This is a genomic window from Serratia sp. C2(1) (assembly GCF_036352655.1).
GTDB lineage: Bacteria > Pseudomonadota > Gammaproteobacteria > Enterobacterales > Enterobacteriaceae > Serratia > Serratia inhibens.
The window spans coordinates 186,823-202,435 of the sequence record NZ_JAZFBA010000004.1; the positions used below are offsets into that span (position 1 = coordinate 186,823).

Here is a 15,613-nt window from a genome sequence, read left to right on the forward strand (position 1 = left end):
TGTCGATTTACGGTGTCTGATAAACACTGACCCAGTGGTCGTTGTAGCCCGTTGCTGACGCAACGGGCCGTATTCAAGCAAGACATCAGGATTTGGTGACGAACCGCGCCAGCCTCTGGTGCAATTGACTGTTTTCTTTACGCAGATGCTCAATTTCTTCCAGTAGCGTCAAGGTGACCGCGATACCGGGCCAGTCCAGAGCCAATTCGCGATGCAATTGTTGAGCGCGGTGAAAAATGGTCAACGCCTGATCGTCAAATACCCAGTCCGCAGCCGACGGGTTACGTGGTTCAATCACCCCAAGTCCGACGATTTCCGTTAATTCGTCCTCTGAAACGCCGGTATGCAGGCAAAATTCGGTAATGGTTAAAGTTACTTTTACGTTAGCCATTTTGCTTACTCCACTCTTTGCGTGGGTCAAAAGCGGGTTGAGCCTCCGCCAATTGTTGCCACAGCGCCGCATTTTTTTCGTCCGGCTTCGGTGGCATCACGACCTTGATCACCGCATATAAATCCCCGGTTTCTTTCTTGCCGACCAGGCCTTTCCCCTTGATACGCAGCCGCTGGCCGGTCTGGCTACCGGCTGGGATAGTCAGCAGAATAGCGTCTTTCAGGGTCGGAACCGGTACCTTGGCGCCGAGCGCCGCTTCCCATGGGGCTACCGGCAGGACGATCTCCAGATTATGGCCGACGATGTCGAACAGCGGGTGTGGCGCGATGCGGATGATCAGATAGAGGTCGCCATTCGCGCCGCCGTCAGTGCCAGGCGCACCCTGGCCTTTCAGGCGAATGCGTTCGCCATCGCCCACGCCGACGGGGATCTTCACATTAAGGGTTTTGGGTATTTCCTGATCCACTATGCCGAAAGCGTTATAAACCGGCAGGCTATAGCGAATGGTCCGGGTTTGTTCGGCCAGCGTTTCCTCAAGGAAAACCGCCACTTCCATCTCGATGTCTTGCCCGCGCATAGCGCGGCTTTGGCGGCGGTGTTGCGAACGCGCACGTTCGCCAAACATGGAGGAAAAGATATCGGAAAAATCTTCAGCGTTATTGGCGTTGCCGTGCTGTGCCTGGCGGCCATAATTGGGGTCGTTGCGGTGTTGCACCAATTGATCGTATTCGGCGCGGCGTTCATCGTCTTTTAACACCTCATAGGCTTCCGCGACTTCCTTGAACTGCGCTTCGGCATTCGATTCGGTGCTGACGTCGGGGTGATATTTTCGCGCCAGACGACGATAGGCCGTTTTGATAGCCTTGAGATCGTCCGATGGCTTAACCCCTAAAATGGCATAATAGTCCTTGAATTCCATAGCGTAATCATCTCATTTCAATCTTTCATCTGAGGGAATGGCTGAGCCTGCATTGCATGTAACCTTACTCATGGTAGGGCACTTGCCACCGAGACATCGACATAATTGTGCGGTCCTCTATATGTATGCGTTTAACCGCATTTTAGCTGTCTGGCGACCCTAAATAGGCTAAAAGCGCTGAACAACATTTCAATACCGATAAGGGTGGTCACCAGTATGACCGATGTCATCGGATCGGCGCTAAACAGCATCCAGGCAATCGCCAGATCCAAAAAGCCAATGACGAACTGCAGCCAACTGCCGCTGACTTCACGCAGCTTATAACCGGCAACCAGCCGCACAATACCGCCGAGCGCAAACAAGATGGCGAGGTATATCGCCAGCGTCAGAATGCCGGCTAATGGACTGGTGATGAACAGGTAGCCGATAATCAGATATGCCACGCCCAGTAATATGCCGCCCACCATCGGCCAGGTGTTTTGTGCCCGATTGGCTACCATGCCCGTCACCAACGCCGCGCCGCTCAGCAACAATAATACGCCGATCAGAATGCTCAGCACTGTGCCGGATGCCAGCGGGTTAATCAGGCACGAAATGCCGCCCACCGAGAGCAGGAAGGCAATAATCAGCAGGACAGTGCGTTGCTTTTTGAGGCGTTCTTCACTCAGGAGGGGCAGATTTTTATGGTCAAAATTTAACATGACAGTTCTCCATTTGTCGTGTGGTACTCGATAATCCCTGCTTGTTTAGCATAGTCCTTTTGGCGCTTTTTGACTGCCCCGGTGCAAATGTTACTATTGACGCCTGACGCGTATCAGCGCCCCGGAAATATGATTGAGGACAGGATTTGAGCACAGGAAGCAAACTTGCGTGGTGGCGCCGCGCCGCGGTATGTCTGGCATTGAGCCTGCTGTTGGCCGGTTGTTCGGGCAAAAACAGCTATAACCGCGACTACGACAAACTGCCGAAGGGCAGTTACAGCGGCAAATCCTATACCGTCAAACGTGGCGATACGCTGTATTACATCGCCTGGATCACTGACAGCGAAGTCAGCGAACTGGCCCGAATCAACAAGATACGTCCGCCCTACGGGCTGGAAGTCGGGCAAAAACTGCGGCTGAGCGGCAGCGCCCCGACCAAAACGGCATCAAACCGGCGTAAAAATACCTCGTCCGGCGCGGTGTTGGCTAAATCGACACCGCCGCCTGGCGCTTCACGCTGCTGGCGCTGGCCGGCCAGCGGCAAGATAGCGCAGAAATATTCCACCGCAGACGGCGGCAATAAGGGCATCGATATCGCCGGTACACGCGGCCAGCCGATCTTCGCTTCCGCCAAGGGCAAGGTGGTGTACGTCGGCAATCAACTGCGCGGCTACGGCAACCTGATCATGATTAAGCACGGCGAAGACTTCATCACCGCCTATGCGCATAACGATACCACGCTGGTCCGCAACGGCCAGGATGTAAAGGCAGGGCAAAAGATTGGTACCATGGGCAGTACCGGCACCGACTCCGTGTTCCTGCATTTCCAGATCCGCTATCGCGCCACCGCGCTCGATCCGCAGCGTTATCTGCCGCCGCAAGGCGCTTCGCCCGCCTGTTGAGCGTGGAGATAACGGCCCGTTCCGTCAGGGAGCGGGCCCCTATCACGGGCTATTTCCGCTTCCTTCCACATAGCCAGATCAACGCCAACAGCATCACCACCGCAACTCCGATGGCCGGAGCCATATAAGGCTGCAGCTTCGCCAAAAGCGGTACCGGGCCGCCGGTGCGCAGCATCGCCACGTCCTCCTCGCTTACCGTCACCGCCGGGTTGCCGTAGTTTTTCAGCACATAATTGCTGATGGCGGCGATTTGCCGATCGGTTAACGGATTGACGTAGGATTGCGGGCCAAAGTTCGGCATCAGCACGTCCTCGTTGCCTGCTTTGCGCTGCACGCCGAACACAATGGCGGAGATCAGGTTGGCCGGGTTGCCGGAACCGGTGGCAGTATTGTTGAACAGCGAAGGATAGGCCTGGTTTTTGCTGCCGCTGCCGTCCGGTTGATGGCAACTGGCGCAGTTGCCGCTGAATAAGGCCGCACCGTCGCTGACGGTATTATTGGCATTGGACGGATGCAGACCGCGTAGCGTCGGTTCGACGTTCAGCGGTTGGCCAAAGCGGTCCGCCGCCTGCTTATCCTGAGCATCGCGGATCGGTACGGTACTTTTCAGGTAGACGGCAATGGCCATCAGATCCGATTCAGGCAGATATTGCAGGCTGTTTTCCACCGCCTCTGCCATGCCGCCAGCGGCTTGATTTTTCCCGGCTACCCGCCCGGTTTTGAGATATTGCACCAGTTCTTCATTGCTCCAACCGCCGATGCCGCTGACGGCGTCCGACGTAATGTTCGGTGCATACCAACTGCCTACCATGCCTCCCGCCAGCGGTTTATCGGCGCTTTCCGCCATCAGCAGGTTGCGTGGTGTATGGCAGGTATCGCAATGCTCAGGGCCGTTGACCAGATAGGCGCCGCGGTTCCACTGTTCGCTTTTCTCGGCATTGGGTTGAAAGCGGTCCTTATCCAGAAACAGCAAGTTCCAGCCGGCCATACTGAAGCGCATATTGAACGGGAAGGGCAGTGTGGTTGGCGTATTCTTCTGCTCTACCGGCTTCACCCCCTGCATAAAGTAGGTGTAGAGCGCGTGGATGTCCGCATCACTCAATTTGCTGTAGGAGGTATAGGGCATTGCCGGGTAGAGATAGTTGCCATCGGCGCGTACCCCATCGCGTAGTGCACGAACGAACTGTTGTTCCGTGTAGCCACCTATGCCGTCATGCGCCGAAGGGGTGATATTGGTGGAGTAAATTACGCCCATCGGCGAGTTGATGCCGTAACCGCCGGCAAAGGGCTTGCCGCCGCCCGGTTGGGTGTGGCAAGCCTGGCAGTCCGAAGCTACGGCAAGCTGCTCACCCTGTTTAAGTAACGCAGCGCCATCGTCGGTCGCCAGGGCGGCGCCGCTCAGCCCCAGCAACAGGGCAAATCCAAGTTGTATCTTCATGATTTTACCGCCAGCGATTGGGCGATGTCGTCGGCGGCCTTGATGCCCAACGCCGCCATGGTTAGCGTGCTGTTAACTACGCTGGCTGAAGGAATGGCACCGCCACCCGGCAGCCAGAGGTTGGCATGGTCGTGGGTGCGGCAGTTGCCGTCCACCACCGAGTCATGCGGATCGCTGCCCATAATGGTGCCGCCCATGATGTGATTATTGGCGTTCAGGCTGGTGGTGATTTTGAACTCATCGGCGTCGAATAGGCGTCCAATATGCTCCAATTGTTTATGCGCGGCTTCGGCGCCCTTGCGCACGTAATCGCCGACGTCGTAATGAATATCGGGACACGGCAGACCGTGAGCGTCCTTGCGGTTGGCGCTCAGCGTCAGGCGGTTGTTCGGGTCTGGTAACGGTTCCAGACTAATCGATAAATCAACGCCATAGGCCGCGCGCCGGCGGATCTCTTCATCCAGCACTTTACCTACCAGGCCCTGCTCCAGCGCTTTTTGCGTTGCGGGAACTATCTGATTGATATTATTAAGTATCATCTTGTTGGCAGAATAGTCCTTACGGAACTCGCCGTCGCGCGGTCCCACCAGGCAGCTGCTCTGCGCCGGGCCACGGCCGAGCCACAGTGGCTCCTTTGCCAGGAAGGTGCAGTGAAAGCCGGAGTGATCCATCATATTGCGCCCAACCTGATCGGAAGAGTTGGCGATGCCGTTGGGGTTCTGTTTATTGGCGGCAAGCAGCAGCAAGCGCGGCGTTTCGATACCGTTACAGGCCAGCGCGAAGGCGTTGGCGCTGGCTTTATGCGAGCGTTTTTGATTATCCAACCAGTGCACGGCGGTAACGCGATTCTGGTCGTCGGTATCAATTTTGTAGACTACCGACTCTGCCAGCACCACTGCGCCTTTCATTTCCGCGCGTTCGACATGATGGATGCCGTTATACATGGCGCCAATGGGGCAAATCGGCTGGCAGTTGTTGTTGCCGCAGCAGGTCGGGCGGCCTTTCCACGGGCGGATGCTGCGTCCCTGCGGGATTGGCACCGATCGGTAGCCGTGCGGGTTGACCACTTCAGCGAAGCGGGTGTCGCCATAGGCCCAGGGCACCATGTCCATCGGATAAGGTTTGCTGCGCTCCACCGGCGATTGCTGCGCCGGATCGTTGGGGCCTGCGACACCGATTTCCTCTTCCGCACGGCAGTAGTAGGGTTCGAGATCGTTATACGAAATTGGCCAGTCGCGGCCGACGCCGTACAGGGTCTTCATCTGGAAATCGCTCGGCAAATGGCGCCAGCAAGATGCTGCCCAGTGCCAGGTGGTACCGCCGACGGTGCGCAGATAGCCCTGTTTGAAGCTGCCGGCGCTGGGGCCACTCAGGGCTACGTAGTTGTTTTCCGGGAAGTAGAGTGGTGCGGTGGCGTATTCAGATTGCGGATACAGCCCCTGGAAATCTGAGCCCGCCCGGTTATCGAACGGCATGTTGCGCCAGTTTTCCACCGCTTGGGCACGATCGATGCGCAGGCCAGCCTCCAACACCAGGACGGAATAGCCGAGGCTGACCAGTTGGTCGGCCATGATGCCGCCGACAATGCCGGAGCCGACGATCACGATGTCGGCCGATGCGTCGCCATTGGCGGTAAATTCAGGTTTTTTCATCAGGATAATCTCAGCGAACGGGTGTCATGGTCATCGGCGGAGCGGCGGTCCACCACAGCGGGCCGTTGCCGCAATAGGTCGGTACGATCAGCGCATCGCTGGCGGGGCGGTACATCAGCGCATCCTTGTAGGCGATCAGCACAGCTTGCTGGCCATGCCCGACGGTGCCGGTATACCAGGCGCTGATAATGGCGGTAAGCAGATCCTGCAAGCCGGCCTGGATTGCCAGCGTTTGCAGTTGTTTGGCACTTTGCTCCGGCTGCAACAAGGCGCTTAGCTGCTTAATCTGAGCAGAGAAATTGGGGATGCTGTCGCTCAAGGCGGTGAATATTCGCGCCGACATGCCCTGATCGATGTCCTGATGTTCGGTAATAGTCCGGGACAGAGTGAAGAAACGTGCAAAGACAAGCGGGTTGGCTGCTGCGGTTTGCTGTTCAGCCTGAGTCAGAAATGGATAGCCAAGCAGGGAGGTGGCGACAAGGACGGAAGCCATGCCGAACAACACATCCCTTCTTCTGAAACCGGTTCCATTATTGTCCGAAAGCAAATTTTCGCTGGGTAATGCAGTGCTCATGGTGAATTTCTCGCAACGGGTGTTAAAGCCTGGTTAGGCGAAGGTAGGGCAGATACTGAATGCAAGATGATGAAATAAAGATACTTTTGATTATTGTTCGATAGCCAATAATTCATTTTATAATAATTTTTTCGGATATTAACTTGACGGTAACTTCTCAACAACAAATTTTAACGGCGAGCCTGAAAGATCGCACTTTAAGAATAAATGGGGGAAGGAAAGCGGCAAAGTTGCTGAGCTATGGAGGCTTGCTCCAGCGATCAAAAAAGGCGGCGATAGCGGATTTCATAAGGGTTTCGCCGTCATACGTGCCAAAATGGATCACTAGCCGACGTCGCCACTTTGACTGAGAAGATAAATATTACCTTATGGATCGCTCCCGTTTATTAACCTTCCTGCTGCCTTACCTATGGCCGAAAAACAACCCCAAACTGCGGTGGTATCTGGTCATCGCCTGCATTTTCATGGTGGTCGCCAAGGTGAGTACTTCGCTGGTGCCGCTGGCGTATAAGGCAATGGTCGACGCACTGAGCGCGGATACTGCGAAAATGCTGGCCATTCCGCTGGGGCTGATCGTCGCCTACGGCGTTGCGCGGGTCGGCGCCACGCTGTTTGAAGAACTGCGCAACGTGATGTTCATTCATCTCAGCCAGAATGCCACCCGCCTGCTGGGGCTGCGGGTGTTCAGGCAATTGCATGCGCTGAGTCTGCGCTTTCACCTGGAACGTCAGACTGGCGGGCTGTCGTTGTCGATCGAACGCGGCACCCAAGCGGTGGCGACGGTGCTTTCACGGTTGCTGTTCTCTATTTTCCCTATCTTGTTCGAACTCACCCTGGTCGCGGTGATCATGTGGCATATGCTGAACGGTTGGTTCGCGCTGGCGATCCTGGCCACCGTCGGCAGTTATATTCTGTTTACCGTGATCGCGGTCAGTTGGCGCACCCGTTTCCGGCGTGAGCTCAACAAGGCCAATGCCGATGCCAATAGTAAGTCCATCGACAGCCTGCTGAACTATGAAACCGTAAAGTACTTCGGCAATGAAGAGTTCGAGGCCGAGCGTTTCAATATGTCGCGCCGGCTGTACGAATATGCCGCCATTAAAAATCAGTTCAGTTTTACCGCCATCAACCTCGGGCAAACCGCCATTATCTCCATCGGGTTGATAGTGATGATGGCGATGGCGGCGCAGGGCATTGTGCAGGGGCGGATGACGGTCGGTGACTTTGTGCTGGTGAATGCTTATTTGCTTCAGCTGTATCAACCGCTGAATTTCTTCGGTTTTATTTATGCCGAAGTCAGACAAGCGCTGATCGACATGGAGAACCTGTTCGATTTGCTGCAGGAAGAGCAGGAAATCGTCGATAGTCCAGACGCCGCGGCCCTTCGGTTGTCTCGTGGCGAAGTGCGCTTTGAGGCGGTCAGCTTTGGCTATGATGCACGTCGGCCGATTTTGAACGACGTCAGTTTCACCATTCCGGCCGGTAACACCGTAGCGGTGGTCGGCGCTTCCGGTGCCGGCAAATCTACGTTGTCCCGGCTGCTGTTTCGCTTCTATGACGTGAACGGGGGGGCGGTACTTATTGACGGCCAGGATATCCGCAATCTGAAACAGGCTAGCCTGCGCGCGGCGATCGGCATTGTGCCGCAAGATACCGTGCTGTTTAACGATACCCTGCGCTACAACATCGGCTACGGCAAAACCGGATCCAGCAACGAAGAGATCGAACGGGCGGCGAAACTGGCGCATATCCACGAGTTTATCGTCGGCCTGCCTGACGGCTATGAAACCCGGGTGGGCGAGCGTGGGCTCAAGCTGTCCGGGGGGGAGAAGCAGCGGGTGGCGATCGCCCGTACCATCCTGAAAAACCCGGCGATCCTGGTGTTCGACGAAGCCACCAGCGCATTGGATACCCAAACCGAACGCGAGATCCAGGCGCATCTGCGCGAGGTGAGCCGCGACCATACCACGCTGGTGATTGCCCACCGTTTGTCGACGGTGGTGGACGCCGACGAAATCATCGTGCTGGAGGCGGGGGAAATCGTCGAACGTGGGCGCCACGAGGAACTGCTGCAAAGCGATGGCCGTTACGCTGCGATGTGGCAAAACCAGTACAGCGAGGAGTCATAATCTTGCCGGCTAACGTCCGTTACGAGCGAACTGGACGTTAGCCGCGGGCATTACAATTCACCGGTCAAATACTGCGCCACGCCGTTGCCAAAACTCCAGTCGCCCTTGCTGTTGGTGGTGATAGACACCATCAGATCACTGCTTTCAATTCCACAACTTTCTTTCAGCTCGCGGCTGAGATCGGCGTAAAACCGCTGTTTCTGCTCTTCGGCGCGCGGGCTGGTGATCACTCGTACCACCACCAGATCGCGGGTGCGCATCAGGTTAAGGCCGGTGTCTTCGATCACCATATGGTGAGCTCTGTTTTCATGAACAATCTGGTAGCGATCGCGCTGCGGCACTTCAAAGGCACTGAGCACGGCACGGTGGGCGGCATCGAGCAGGGTTTTCAGTTCGGCTTCGCTGCGGCCCTCAATGACTTCGAAGATAAGTAATGGCATTTGTATAATCCTGTCAGTGGGTTAATGGAATTTTCAGGTGTGCAGGGCAGCGTTTTTTTATCGCTTCCGAGACACCATCTTAGACAAGCCACGGTGCGGGAAGAAGCGCTATACTTGAACTCATTGTTTATATAAATGAACAGTTGACGATGAAAAACCCAAAAATTGAAACCTTGTGGACCCATTTGCACTGGCTCACCGTGCTGGCCGAACAGGGCAGTTTTACCCGTGCGGCGGAGCGGCTGGACGTGAGTAAAGCGGCCATGAGTCAGAAAATCAAAGAGATCGAAATGCTGGCCGGGGTACCGCTGGTGCAGCGTACAACCCGCAGTGTCCGGCTAACCGATGCCGGGCTGAGGTTGGTGGAGGAATTGCGTCAGCCTTTCGCGCAGATTAAACAGAGTTTCTCCGGCATCTGCGATTCCACCGGGCCGTTACGCGGTTCGGTGCGGGTGACGGCACCGGTGGCGTTTGCCCGCCAGCAGTTGGTACCTCGGATCACCGGCTTTCTGCGCGCTAATCCTGAGGTGCGGGTACAGCTCGAGGTGTCGGACCGGTTGGTATCCTTAGCCACCGAGGGGTTCGATCTGGCGATCCGCCATAGCGATAACCTGCCTGATACCCATGTCGCCTGGCGGCTGTGCCCGACCGAAACCTTGGCGGTGGCATCGGCAGACTATGTTAAACGGCACGGCATGCCGGCATCTCCCGCCGATCTGCAACGGCATCGGTGCCTTTACTATCCGCGGGGGAGCGAGCAGCCGGGCTGGAGCTTTGTCGCCAGGCACTCGCCGGAGGGAAAGACGGACAAGATCCGCGTGCCGGTCAGCGGCCCCTTTGCCACCAACAACAGTGAATCGATACGCGATGCGGCGGCGGAAGGGCTGGGCATTGCCCTGCTGCCGGATTTCAGCGCGCAGCAGGCGCTGGCGGACGGGCGGCTGATTGAGGTGCTGCCGGCCTGGCGCCCGATTGGCGCTTTTGCCGACAGCCTTTATGTGGTGCGGCCCTATGCGCCGCAGGTATCGCGTGCGGTGACGGAGTTCAGCAGCTATTTGCGCGGCGTTTTTGCCGAAGGATTTGCCGCCGGTTGAGTAGCACTCAGGATTCGTACCACATAGTCACAGGCGATACGGCAGTCCTGCTGGAGGTCCGCCTCACCGCCGGACAGGCTGCCGCGCAGCCACAATCCATCGATCATCGCAGCCAGTCCGCGTGCGGCATCGCGAGCCTGCTGTTGCGGTAACTCACGGTGGAACTGGCTGCAGATATTGGAATAGAGTCGGCGATCGTTGGCTCGCTGCAAGCGGCGCAGTGCCGGCTGGTGCATGCTGGCCGCCCAGAAATCGAGCCAGGCACGCATCGAGATCGCATTGGTCTGGCTGGGGTGAAAGTTGCCCTGAATAATGGCAAATAGCTGTGATTGGCTATCGTCGGCCGCCTGACTGCGGCATTCGGCGACCGCGTCGCGCAGATCGCGCAAGATCTTGCGCATGGTGGCGCTCAGCAACCCTTCTTTATCGCCAAAGTAGTGGCTGACGATACCGGTCGACAGCCCGGCTTCTTTTGCCACCTGCGACAGAGTGATACCGGCAAGGCCGACGACGTTAATGGCCTCGAAGGCCGCGTTAATCAGCTGCTCCTTACGTTGCTCCGGAATGTCTTTGCGGTCCATTTTTTCCCCGACTGATAGGTAAATCACAGTTTTAATTTGATTGATTGAACGGTCAATCAATACTCTATATGCTGCAAAAATGTCAAATAAATGGCGATACAATGTTAACTAAAGGTTGCATTTAAATCGTCTGTCTTTTGCATCATGGAATCCTGCCAATGACAGTGAAAAGTCTCCCCTCGCATGGTGAACAACCGATTAGGTTAAATGCACCGGTATTTTTCAGCTCGGCGGCGGTGATCTTGCTGCTGGGCGTTTTGATCGTGCTGTTCCCGGCCGGCAGCAAACAGTGGCTTAACCAGGCCCAAAGCTGGGTAGCCGACGTATTCGGCTGGTACTACATGTTATTGATGGTCGCCTGTATGGCGTTTGTTTTTTGGCTGGCGCTGTCGCGCTTCGGCCATATCCGCCTTGGGTCGGACGAAGAGCCGCCGCAGTTCAGTTATCCCTCCTGGGTGGCGATGTTGTTCTCGTCGGGCATCGGCATTGCGCTGGTTTATTACGGTGCCTACGAGCCGTTGGACCATTTCCTGTCACCGCCGGAAGGCAGCGGCGGCAGCGTGCAGGCCGCGCGTCAGGCGATGGCGCTTACTTTCCTGCATTGGGGGCTGCACGGCTGGGCGCTGTATGCGCTGATCGCCACCGCGCTGGCGTATTTTGCCTACTGTCGCGGCCAGCCGCTGGCATTGCGCTCGGCGCTGTATCCGATCTTCGGCGAACGTATTCATGGCGGCATCGGCCATCTGGTGGACAGCTTCGGCATTTTGGTCACGGTGATTTCGATGGTGACCAATCTGGGGATCGGTGCCTTGCTGATTAACTCCGGGTTGTTTTACCTGTTCGATATTCCGCAAAGCACCGGCGTGCTGTTGGCTTTGATCGTGGTGATGATGGTGGTGGCCACGCTGGCTGCGGTGACCGGCGTAGAGAAGGGTATCGCGATGCTGTCCAATATCAACGTCGGCTTCCTGTGTCTGCTGCTGCTGTTCGTGTTTCTGGCCGGCCCGACGTTGAACCTGGTCAACGGCCTGTTGCAGAACGTCGGGGACTACCTGACCTCGATCGTCAGCAGAAGCTTCGACATGTATTTATATGGCAAGGCACGCCAGTGGCAGGGAGCATGGACACTGTTCTATTGGGCCTGGTGGGTGGCTTGGGCACCCTTTGTCGGTCTGTTTATCGCGCGCATCTCGAAAGGGCGCACCATCCGAGAACTGATCTTCGGCGTGCTGCTGATCCCGCTGGGCTTCACTTTGGCGTGGCTGTCGATCTTCGGTAACACTGCCATCAGTCTGGTGCTGGAAAGCGGGCAGGCGACCCTCGGCCAGGTGGCGGTGAGCGATCCACCGATGGCGGTGTTCAAGCTGTTCGAATACCTGCCCTATACCCAACTCACCGCCGGATTCACCGTAGTGCTCAGCTTTGTGTTGTTCCTGACGCCGGTCGATTCCGGCACGTTGATGATCGCCAACCTGTCCTGCCAGGGCGGTTCTGCGCAGGATGACGCACCGGCCTGGCTGCGTATTTTTTGGGCCGCGGTGACCACAGTAGTGTGCATCGGCCTGCTGTATGCAGGCAGTTTCAGCGCGATGCAGACCGCCGTAGTGCTGTGCGGCCTGCCGTTCTCTGCGGTGATCGTGCTGTATATGGTCAGCCTGCATAAGGATTTGCATCGCTACGCCATGAAGCCGGTGACGTCTTGATCATGCGTAGCTTTCATTCACAAGATGAGCTTTGGTGCCGATCGAGCCTAAGGGAGGCAACCACCGTGATTCAGCGCCCGGCTACCAGCGATCCGGCACCGATCTCCGCAATGGTTTTCGCGCCGGTGAGCGTCATGGCGACGCGCATTTCCTTGTCGATCAGTTCCAGAAGATTACTGACGCCGGCACCGTCGGCGGCGGCCAGCGCATAGACGAAGGCACGTCCCAGCAGCACGCTGTCGGCACCGAGAGCTATCATGCGCACGACGTCCAGGCCGCTGCGGATCCCGGAATCGGCCAGCAGGGTAATCTCCCCTTTCACCGCATCGGCGATCGCCGGCAGGGCGCGGGCGGTCGACAGCACGCCGTCCAACTGGCGGCCGCCGTGGTTGGAAACGATAATGCCGTCGGCGCCGAAACGCACCGCATCCTTGGCATCCTCCGGATCGAGAATGCCTTTGATGATCATCGGCCCCTCCCAGAATTCGCGGATCCATTCCAAATCCTTCCAGGAGATGGAGGGATCGACGTTCGTCCCCAACCAGCCGATGTAATCCTCCAGGCTGGTGGGCTGGCCGCGATAGGCCGATACGTTACCCAGATCGTGCGGTTTGCCGCGCAGACCGACATCCCAGGCCCATTGCGGATGAGTAAATGCCTGCAGCATACGGCGCAGGGCGGCGTTAGGGCCGCTCATGCCGGAATGAGCGTCACGGTAGCGCGCGCCTGGCACCGGCATGTCGACGGTGAACACCAGCGTTTTCACGCCGGCCGCTTTGGCGCGCTCCAGTGCGTTGCGCATAAAACCCCGGTCTTTCAACACGTATAGCTGGAACCACATCGGCCGATCGATCGCCGGTGCCACTTCTTCGATCGGGCAAACCGAGACGGTGGAAAGGGTAAAAGGAATGCCCTTCCGCGCCGCAGCGCGGGCGGCCTGTACCTCACCGCGCCGGGCATACATACCGGTTAACCCGACGGGCCCTAGTATTACCGGCATCGCCAGCTTTTCGCCGAACAGGCTGGTTTCCAGACTGAGATCCGACATATTGCGCAGCACGCGCTGGCGCAGGGCGATGTTGGCCAGATCCTCGGTATTGCGCCGCAACGTATGTTCCGCGTAGGCTCCGCCGTCAATATAATGGAACAGAAAAGGCGGAAGCTTGGCCTGCGCTGCGGCCCGGTAATCGGTTGAAGCGGAAATAATCATTTTTTGCTCTCTATAATGGTCGCCGGAGATCGGGGCGCAGTGGGCGCCGATACCGATTATAAATGTAGCGAAAAGGTGAATAACCAGAGTGAGGCATTCTAGGCATAATAGGCGACGCTATACCACGCTGCTTTTTTATGGTTTTTATCGATATAGCTGTTTAATACTTGCTTCTCATAAGAGGTTTTATTTTTTTATCTATTTAAATCAATTGATTGTTTTTTTTCGCCGATGGGGAAGATGAGGAAACTCATTAGGTGAAAACAGACCATGGATTATTTCCGAATATGACTTAATCGCTGTCGTGGCCCGTCAAAATAATGTGACCGGGTTCAAAAATAATGACTAATATTTTGGTAGGAGCCGATGATATGTTCGATCAGCCGTCGGGTTTTCAAGGGTAAATTGCGGGTATAAGGGTAGACGGCGTAAACCCCCAATACCTTGCCGCAGTGGCCGGCCAAAATTTCCGTCAGCTTACCCTCCTGCAAATCTTCGTACACCATGCAGCGCGGCACCATGGCCGCCGATGACCGATTTGCGGATTGCACGGGCGTTATTGGCGGACAGGTTGCCCTTGACCTGCAGTTCATAGATCTTGCCGCTACCCGGCTGTTTCATTAGCCAGTTATCGGTACCGCTTTCCTGGTAGGTATAGGTCAGGCAATTATGATTGAGTAACGCTGCCGCGGTATCTGGCTTCGAATGTCGCTCAAGATAACCTGGCGAGCAGACGAGCACCCAGCGAGAATCGAGGATCGGCCGGGCTATCAGACTGGAGTTCGGCAGAGTACCGGTACGGATTGCCAGATCCACGCCTTCCTCGACCAAATCGACAAAGCGGTTTTCCAACCGCATTTCCACCTTCAGGCCTGGGTGCCGCGCACAGAACTCCGCCACGCTCTCGCTTAGCAACAGTTCGCCCGAAATGGTCGGCACCGACATGCGGATGGTGCCGGTGAGCTCTTCACTTTTTTCACTGACGGCGTATAGCGCATCCTGCACTTTGACGCTGATGTCTTTGGCCTGCAGGTAGAGTGCCTGGCCGCTTTCCGTGAGTGTCAGACTTCGGGTGGTGCGGTACAGCAAGCGCGCACCTAGGGACTTTTCCAAACGCCCGATGCGTTTGCTGACCACTGAGCTGGTCACGCCGGCGGTTTCGGCGGCTTTGCTGAATGAGCCGCAGTCAACAATCAGGACAAAGAGCAGCAGGTCATTGGCGTATTCATGTGTGGCTAGCATCAGCGTCCTGTAGTGCAAAGGCCGGTTAAGCCCTTTAGTGTAAATCCAGTTGGTCAGGAAGCAATCTTTTCATCCGTTGGCACCAAGGTGGCAACTGGTCAGATCTGATTTTTTCTGACTTTTGAAACGATACAACTGAGATATTTCCTTTCGCATAAGGCGAGTATTTACTGGGTTATATTTTAATTCTTAATTTTAATTGAGTATTTAATGGAATAATCTTACCTTTTCGAATGACTGGATTAACTAACGTCATGGCTTAATGTAAATAATTGTATTGATCTATTTTTTTTAGATGGCTATTATTTTTATACGTTCTCATTGTTGTTAATATTTACTGTCATAACTTCCGCTTTTAGAGTTGCTCTGTTTTTTAATTCAGAGTACGTACTGTGATTTTAATTTTAATGTATATAAGGATATTGTAATGAAAAAGATCAATCTGTCTGAAGCAGGAAAAATTATCGGTGGTACTTTTGCTTGCTCTAATAATTTTGAGTGGGTTGGCACTGGCAGCAGCAAAGCCTGTAATCTGGTCACAGTCTGTGCAGATAAATTCGGTCATGTGAAAAAAACCTACCGTTCAGCACCTGTCGGCAGCTGCACTCCATTAACTGTGACCCCTAACTGAGATGGG

General features: G+C 55.8%; 14 protein-coding genes and 1 pseudogene. 5 read left to right on the forward strand and 10 right to left on the reverse strand.

Annotation, left to right across the window (positions count from 1 at the left end; genetic code table 11):
- Positions 1 to 85 precede the first annotated feature (85 nt).
- From cbpM to V2S86_RS20645, 3 genes are all read right to left on the reverse strand, one after another.
- Positions 86 to 391 carry a chaperone modulator CbpM gene (gene cbpM, locus V2S86_RS20635; protein WP_330763937.1) on the reverse strand — a complete coding sequence of 102 codons (306 nt, stop codon included), beginning with the start codon at positions 389 to 391 and terminating at the stop codon, positions 86 to 88.
- The gene (cbpA, locus tag V2S86_RS20640) at positions 384 to 1,310 is read right to left on the reverse strand and encodes a curved DNA-binding protein (protein WP_330763938.1); all 927 of its coding nucleotides are present in this window, start codon (positions 1,308 to 1,310) and stop codon (positions 384 to 386) included. The genes cbpM and cbpA overlap by 8 nt, the downstream gene beginning before the upstream one ends.
- Before the next feature lie 131 nt (positions 1,311 to 1,441).
- Positions 1,442 to 2,011: an HdeD family acid-resistance protein gene (locus V2S86_RS20645; RefSeq protein ID WP_330763939.1), complete on the reverse strand. Its 570-nt coding sequence runs from the start codon at positions 2,009 to 2,011 to the stop codon at positions 1,442 to 1,444.
- 146 nt (positions 2,012 to 2,157) lie between these two features.
- Here V2S86_RS20645 and actS point away from each other — a divergent pair, with 146 nt between their 5' ends.
- Positions 2,158 to 2,913 (forward strand): amidase activator ActS, encoded by a 756-nt coding sequence (gene actS / locus V2S86_RS20650; protein WP_330763940.1) that lies wholly within the window; start codon positions 2,158 to 2,160, stop codon positions 2,911 to 2,913.
- A 49-nt stretch (positions 2,914 to 2,962) separates the two neighbouring features.
- Here the strand turns inward: actS and V2S86_RS20655 are convergent, their stop codons facing one another.
- The 3 genes from V2S86_RS20655 to V2S86_RS20665 are packed head-to-tail and all read right to left on the reverse strand — an operon-like array spanning position 2,963 to position 6,577.
- A complete protein-coding gene (locus V2S86_RS20655) occupies positions 2,963 to 4,351 on the reverse strand; it encodes a c-type cytochrome (RefSeq protein ID WP_330763941.1) in 1,389 nt (462 codons plus the stop codon).
- The gene (locus V2S86_RS20660; RefSeq protein ID WP_330763942.1) at positions 4,348 to 6,003 is read right to left on the reverse strand and encodes a GMC family oxidoreductase; all 1,656 of its coding nucleotides are present in this window, start codon (positions 6,001 to 6,003) and stop codon (positions 4,348 to 4,350) included. Before V2S86_RS20660 ends, V2S86_RS20655 begins: the two co-directional genes overlap by 4 nt.
- 10 nt (positions 6,004 to 6,013) lie before the next feature.
- On the reverse strand, positions 6,014 to 6,577 hold the full coding sequence (locus V2S86_RS20665; protein ID WP_004952352.1) for a sorbitol dehydrogenase family protein: 564 nt from the start codon (positions 6,575 to 6,577) through the stop codon (positions 6,014 to 6,016).
- Between the two features lie 368 nt (positions 6,578 to 6,945).
- On the opposite strand from V2S86_RS20665, the gene V2S86_RS20670 reads away from it, so the two are divergent.
- Positions 6,946 to 8,706, forward strand: coding sequence for an ABCB family ABC transporter ATP-binding protein/permease (locus V2S86_RS20670; RefSeq protein WP_330763943.1), 1,761 nt, complete (start codon positions 6,946 to 6,948; stop codon positions 8,704 to 8,706).
- Between the two features lie 50 nt (positions 8,707 to 8,756).
- Here V2S86_RS20670 and V2S86_RS20675 read toward each other — a convergent pair whose 3' ends face one another.
- Complete coding sequence (locus V2S86_RS20675) at positions 8,757 to 9,146, reverse strand: tautomerase family protein (RefSeq protein ID WP_330763944.1); 390 nt, start codon at positions 9,144 to 9,146, stop codon at positions 8,757 to 8,759.
- A 149-nt stretch (positions 9,147 to 9,295) separates the two neighbouring features.
- Here V2S86_RS20675 and V2S86_RS20680 point away from each other — a divergent pair, with 149 nt between their 5' ends.
- Entirely contained in the window at positions 9,296 to 10,240 is a 945-nt protein-coding gene (locus V2S86_RS20680; protein WP_330763945.1) for a LysR family transcriptional regulator, read from the forward strand.
- Here V2S86_RS20680 and betI read toward each other — a convergent pair.
- Positions 10,198 to 10,821, reverse strand: a complete 624-nt coding sequence (gene betI / locus V2S86_RS20685) for a transcriptional regulator BetI (RefSeq protein WP_330763946.1) — start codon at positions 10,819 to 10,821, stop codon at positions 10,198 to 10,200. The two genes, V2S86_RS20680 and betI, sit on opposite strands and share 43 nt — an antisense overlap.
- Positions 10,822 to 10,979: 158 nt before the next feature.
- Here betI and V2S86_RS20690 point away from each other — a divergent pair, with 158 nt between their 5' ends.
- Positions 10,980 to 12,524, forward strand: coding sequence for a BCCT family transporter (locus V2S86_RS20690; RefSeq protein WP_330763947.1), 1,545 nt, complete (start codon positions 10,980 to 10,982; stop codon positions 12,522 to 12,524).
- Positions 12,525 to 12,594: 70 nt separating this feature from the next.
- Here the strand turns inward: V2S86_RS20690 and lldD are convergent, their stop codons facing one another.
- On the reverse strand, positions 12,595 to 13,734 hold the full coding sequence (lldD, locus tag V2S86_RS20695; protein WP_330763948.1) for an FMN-dependent L-lactate dehydrogenase LldD: 1,140 nt from the start codon (positions 13,732 to 13,734) through the stop codon (positions 12,595 to 12,597).
- A 332-nt stretch (positions 13,735 to 14,066) separates the two neighbouring features.
- Positions 14,067 to 14,976 (reverse strand): annotated as a pseudogene (locus V2S86_RS20700) (LysR family transcriptional regulator).
- A gap of 427 nt (positions 14,977 to 15,403) precedes the next feature.
- Between V2S86_RS20700 and V2S86_RS20705 the strand changes: the two are divergent.
- Positions 15,404 to 15,607 (forward strand): DUF4762 family protein, encoded by a 204-nt coding sequence (locus tag V2S86_RS20705; RefSeq protein ID WP_330763949.1) that lies wholly within the window; start codon positions 15,404 to 15,406, stop codon positions 15,605 to 15,607.
- The last annotated feature ends 6 nt before the right edge of the window (positions 15,608 to 15,613 follow it).

Coding starts and splice junctions, on each gene's coding strand:
- cbpM (WP_330763937.1), bottom strand. CDS start 391: ATGGCTAACGTAAAAGTAACTTTAACCATTACCGAATTTTGCCTGCAT.
- cbpA (WP_330763938.1), bottom strand. CDS start 1,310: ATGGAATTCAAGGACTATTATGCCATTTTAGGGGTTAAGCCATCGGAC.
- V2S86_RS20645 (WP_330763939.1), bottom strand. CDS start 2,011: ATGTTAAATTTTGACCATAAAAATCTGCCCCTCCTGAGTGAAGAACGC.
- V2S86_RS20655 (WP_330763941.1), bottom strand. CDS start 4,351: ATGAAGATACAACTTGGATTTGCCCTGTTGCTGGGGCTGAGCGGCGCC.
- V2S86_RS20660 (WP_330763942.1), bottom strand. CDS start 6,003: ATGAAAAAACCTGAATTTACCGCCAATGGCGACGCATCGGCCGACATC.
- V2S86_RS20665 (WP_004952352.1), bottom strand. CDS start 6,577: ATGAGCACTGCATTACCCAGCGAAAATTTGCTTTCGGACAATAATGGA.
- V2S86_RS20670 (WP_330763943.1), top strand. CDS start 6,946: ATGGATCGCTCCCGTTTATTAACCTTCCTGCTGCCTTACCTATGGCCG.
- V2S86_RS20675 (WP_330763944.1), bottom strand. CDS start 9,146: ATGCCATTACTTATCTTCGAAGTCATTGAGGGCCGCAGCGAAGCCGAA.
- V2S86_RS20680 (WP_330763945.1), top strand. CDS start 9,296: ATGAAAAACCCAAAAATTGAAACCTTGTGGACCCATTTGCACTGGCTC.
- betI (WP_330763946.1), bottom strand. CDS start 10,821: ATGGACCGCAAAGACATTCCGGAGCAACGTAAGGAGCAGCTGATTAAC.
- V2S86_RS20690 (WP_330763947.1), top strand. CDS start 10,980: ATGACAGTGAAAAGTCTCCCCTCGCATGGTGAACAACCGATTAGGTTA.
- lldD (WP_330763948.1), bottom strand. CDS start 13,734: ATGATTATTTCCGCTTCAACCGATTACCGGGCCGCAGCGCAGGCCAAG.
- V2S86_RS20705 (WP_330763949.1), top strand. CDS start 15,404: ATGAAAAAGATCAATCTGTCTGAAGCAGGAAAAATTATCGGTGGTACT.